This window comes from Candidatus Methylomirabilota bacterium (genome assembly GCA_027293415.1).
In the GTDB taxonomy this organism is placed as follows: Bacteria; Methylomirabilota; Methylomirabilia; order Methylomirabilales; family CSP1-5; genus CSP1-5.
In genome coordinates this window covers 1-3,827 of record JAPUFX010000189.1, presented here as the reverse complement: position 1 = coordinate 3,827, position 3,827 = coordinate 1, and the positions used below count along the sequence as shown (strand labels likewise).

Annotated in this window: 6 protein-coding genes; all 6 read left to right on the top strand. The window is 54.5% G+C overall.

The window, feature by feature from the left end:
• A partial coding sequence (locus O6929_12870) for an addiction module protein (GenBank protein MCZ6481272.1) occupies positions 1-230 on the top strand: 230 nt, incomplete at its 5' end.
• Entirely contained in the window at positions 227-526 is a 300-nt protein-coding gene (locus O6929_12865) for a type II toxin-antitoxin system RelE/ParE family toxin (protein ID MCZ6481271.1), read from the top strand. The genes O6929_12870 and O6929_12865, both read left to right, overlap by 4 nt.
• A gap of 294 nt (positions 527-820) precedes the next feature.
• A complete protein-coding gene (locus O6929_12860; GenBank protein ID MCZ6481270.1) occupies positions 821-1,780 on the top strand; it encodes a transposase in 960 nt (319 codons plus the stop codon).
• Positions 1,781-1,910: 130 nt separating this feature from the next.
• On the top strand, positions 1,911-2,708 hold the full coding sequence (locus O6929_12855; GenBank protein MCZ6481269.1) for a class I SAM-dependent methyltransferase: 798 nt from the start codon (positions 1,911-1,913) through the stop codon (positions 2,706-2,708).
• Between the two features lie 325 nt (positions 2,709-3,033).
• Complete coding sequence (locus O6929_12850) at positions 3,034-3,321, top strand: hypothetical protein (protein ID MCZ6481268.1); 288 nt, start codon at positions 3,034-3,036, stop codon at positions 3,319-3,321.
• A 108-nt stretch (positions 3,322-3,429) separates the two neighbouring features.
• A complete protein-coding gene (locus O6929_12845; GenBank protein MCZ6481267.1) occupies positions 3,430-3,669 on the top strand; it encodes an Arc family DNA-binding protein in 240 nt (79 codons plus the stop codon).
• The last annotated feature ends 158 nt before the right edge of the window (positions 3,670-3,827 follow it).

The following is a 3,827-nucleotide window of genomic DNA, read 5'->3' as shown; positions in this document are numbered from 1 at the left end:
ATAGTGAAATCATGCCAACAACCCTACCTCTAAAAGAGATGACGCTCCATGAAAAGCTTGCGGCGATGGAGTTGCTTTGGGAGGACATCGCCCGTTCTCCAGAGTCCTTTGAGTCACCCCCTTGGCACAAAGACATCCTCGATGAGCGACACCAACGAATCGCTGAGGGGAAAGCTCGATTTGTCGATTGGGAGACGGCCAAAGCGGAGATTCGCAAAAAGCTACTGTGAGAATCGAGATCCTGGATGAAGCCCAGGAGGATTTGATCGAGGGCTTCCACTTCTACGAAAACCGGGAGATCGGACTCGGATCGTATTTCTTAGATTGCCTGTTCTCAGACATTGATTCGCTGCTTCTATACGCAGGAGTTCATCAAGTCGTTTTCGGCTATCACCGTTGCTTGTCCAAGCGTTTCCCTTTTGCCGTCTACTACGACGTGGAGGGAGAATTGGTTCGTGTGCATGCCGTCTTGGACTGTCGCAGGAATCCATCGTGGATCAGAAAACGTCTAAAGGAAGGCGGCTAACCAGACGCTTCAGACCGATCGCATAACAGCAACGGCTGAGCTTGAGCGTTAGGCGGCATTCTACTCGTGACATTTCGCAGTGATGTCAATTTCTGACGCAGTCGCCATCGGAACCACGGAACTGGCCATAGTCGGCTTCATTTACGGCGAACGGAAAGACCGGCAAGCAAAACGGTAACGAAAGCTGGTCATGATCCGTCTTAGGGGACGTTGCGACTTTTATGGCTTTTTGTTAAATATTTTATCACGCCTCGTGGTCCCCGCTTGGATGCTCCAGGCGTCCTACATCATGTTATGGCCCGTGGAATCATGCGGCAGGCCATTTTTCGCGATGACTTGGATCGCAACGACTTCGTCGCCCGTCTCGGGGCCTTGGCCAGTTCTGGGGCGTTTCATGTATATGCCTGGGCCTTGCTACCCAATCACTTCCATTTGCTCGTGCGGACAGCACAACGACCGCTGGCGCGCAGTATGCGCTCGTTGTTAACGGGCTATGCAGGTACCTTTAACCGTCGTCATCGGCGCAGTGGCCACCTGTTTCAAAATCGTTACAAGTCAATCGTGTGTGAGGAGGAGCCTTACTTTCTTGAGCTGATTCGCTATCTGCATCTCAATCCCCTTCGCATCGGGGTCGTGCGCGATCTGCGGGGATTAGGCAGGTATCGGTATAGTGGCCATGCGACGTTGCTGGGGAGATATGATCATGGTTGGCAAGATACGCAGATGGTGTTGGAGCAATTTGCCAAGAGACCCCAACAGGCACGAGCGCAGTACCAAAGATTTGTCGCAGACGGGGTTGATCGAGGGAGAAGACCCGAGTTTCAGGGGGGAGGACTGATTCGCAGTGCGGGAGGGTGGGCAGTGGTGCATAGGCTGCGGCGGGGGAGAGAGGGGTACGCGGGGGATGAACGAATTTTGGGTGGCACGGAGTTTGTAGAGCAAATGCGGGAGGAGATCGAGCGGAGTGAGCATGGGCCAAGGGGGGGTAGCAGGCGGGCAGTGTCTCTGAAGGTTCTCATAGAACGAGTGTGTCAAGTTGAGAGGGTTCGTGTCGAGAGCGTGGAAGGGGGAGGACGTAGAGCCGAGTTGTGTCGGGTACGAGAGGGGATAGCGTATCTGTGGGTGGAGTGGTTAGGGCGGACCGGGAGGCAGCTGGCAGTGCCATTGGGTGTGAGGCCGGAGTCAGTGTACCGGGCTGCGCGACGAGGTAATCGTGACGGCGAGCGCTGGCGGAGGCTCCTGGAATCGAAATGAAAAGCCATAAAAGTCGCAACGTCCCCCAACACTAAAGATCCGAGAGTTTACCCGGACACAATCGGGGCCTCCCACTCTTCGTTGAATTGAGCTAACTACCTGATGACGGGGAATCCCGGGGAGAGTTAGCATGCCTGAAAGCAGTTACGGTTTCACCAGTGCGAACGCAGCGTACGAGCGGATCATGGTCCCCGCCATCTTCAGCACCTGGGCGAGGGACTTGTTAGATACAGTAGCGATCGCCCCCGGAATGAGGGTGCTGGACGTAGCCTGCGGTACCGGCATCGTCGCCCGCTTGGCGGCATCTCAGGTTGGTCCAACTGGCCGGGTCGTAGGGTTGGACTCCAACGAAGCGATGCTAGCAGTAGCCCGTGCGCAGCCGGTGCCCATTGAGGCGCACGTCGAGTGGCAGTTAGGCAACGCAACCAAGTTGCCCTTCCCTAATGCAGCGTTTGACACCGTGTTGTGCCAGCAGGGCCTGCAGTACGTGCCGGATCGGCCTGCTGTCCTTCGAGAGATGAAGCGCGTATTGGTATCAGGAGGACAGCTGGGGCTCAGCGTCTTCAGCCAGAGTATCGGCTACCAAGTGCTTGAGCGCACCGTGGCACAGTTCGTTGGAGAAGAAGCGGCGGCCATCGTGAGAGAACCATTCGCCCTCGGCGATCTCGATGAACTTTCTGCAATTTTTAGGATGGTGGAATTCTCCACGCTGCGGAAGCATACCAAGACCCTCACGGCTCGATTTGTCTCGGCCAACGATTTCACCGACTACCAGTTAGAGGGCCGGCTGGCCAACGCCGTCAGCAAACTGAACGATCAAACACGGGCGGCTTTAGTCGTAGCGCTCCGGACGTCATTCGAGCCATATATAAGCTCCGATGGGCTGGCGTTCCCGATGGAGGCACACGTGGTACTAGCGGGAAAGTAGCCTATGGGACTGCAACTGCCGCTTTTCACGTATCCGCTGCCTTCAGTATAATACGCGGCCGCGCAAAAAAGGGGGATATTATTTTCTCCAGCCTAACTCGTCGCTTCAGACCGGCGCCTTTGGGCGCGGCTGAGCTTGAGCGTTGAGTCTGTAGGAAAAGCCGGATTTTTAAAACTTGGGAGATTTTTTCTCTTTATTACTCAGTGACTTACGAACAACGATTTTTTCCAAATAGGGGTTTTTCTACAAACTCGTTATGATGATGAGGGACCTCACCATGCGGGAATATTCGAAACGAATACGGAAAGCTCATCTTGAGCTAAAGATGGAGGCCCACGAAAGGGAGATTGCAGAGCACCTCGACGGGCTGTGGGAGAAGTTCCAGAAATGGAAGGAGGGGAAGATCTGCGCAGGAGAACTCAGTGTCTTGATCCACGAGTATGACAGAGGGCCGTCCCGAAGGATGTTCTCACACTACAACGACCTGGACCCCGACCTGTGTGTTGCATCGGCGATCGCAAAGGGAAGGATCAAGCCCGAGGAGGTCGCAAAAGAAGTGCTGGAAGCCATCCAGCCCAGGATTGACGCCTTTGCTATTCTACAAGAGAAATAACTTGGCATCATAACACCCGGCTGCACCGTGCGGAAAAGCCTGCCGGTGAGCCAAGCGTTAGCCCTCAATTTCTATTGACAACCAAAATGGTTTTGATATGGTTGTTATATGGCAACCATTACCCTGAAAGACATCCCACAGAACATCCACAAAGCCCTTAAGCAGCGGGCGAAACGCAACGGCAGAAGTCTCAACCGGGAGGTATTGGCGATACTTGTGTCGTCAGTTATGCCGCGCAAGGTCGACGTGGATGCCTACCTGGTGGAGATTCGCCAACATCGTGAGAGCTTGCCCGGTCGGCTTACAGATGACCTTCTCGAAGAAGCGAAGCGAACCGGGCGCCCATGATAGTGGCGATTCCAACCTGATCGCCTATCTACTGATTCCTGGCGATAGGAACAAAGTGTCCGAAGAGGTCCTTCGTCGTGATCATTGGGCTGTGCCCCTTCTTTGGAGATCGGAATTTCGGAACATCTTGACCCTTTATATGCGCCGTGAGGGTATGG

Coding starts and splice junctions, on each gene's coding strand:
- O6929_12860 (MCZ6481270.1), top strand. CDS start 821: ATGGCCCGTGGAATCATGCGGCAGGCCATTTTTCGCGATGACTTGGAT.
- O6929_12855 (MCZ6481269.1), top strand. CDS start 1,911: ATGCCTGAAAGCAGTTACGGTTTCACCAGTGCGAACGCAGCGTACGAG.
- O6929_12850 (MCZ6481268.1), top strand. CDS start 3,034: ATGGAGGCCCACGAAAGGGAGATTGCAGAGCACCTCGACGGGCTGTGG.
- O6929_12845 (MCZ6481267.1), top strand. CDS start 3,430: ATGGCAACCATTACCCTGAAAGACATCCCACAGAACATCCACAAAGCC.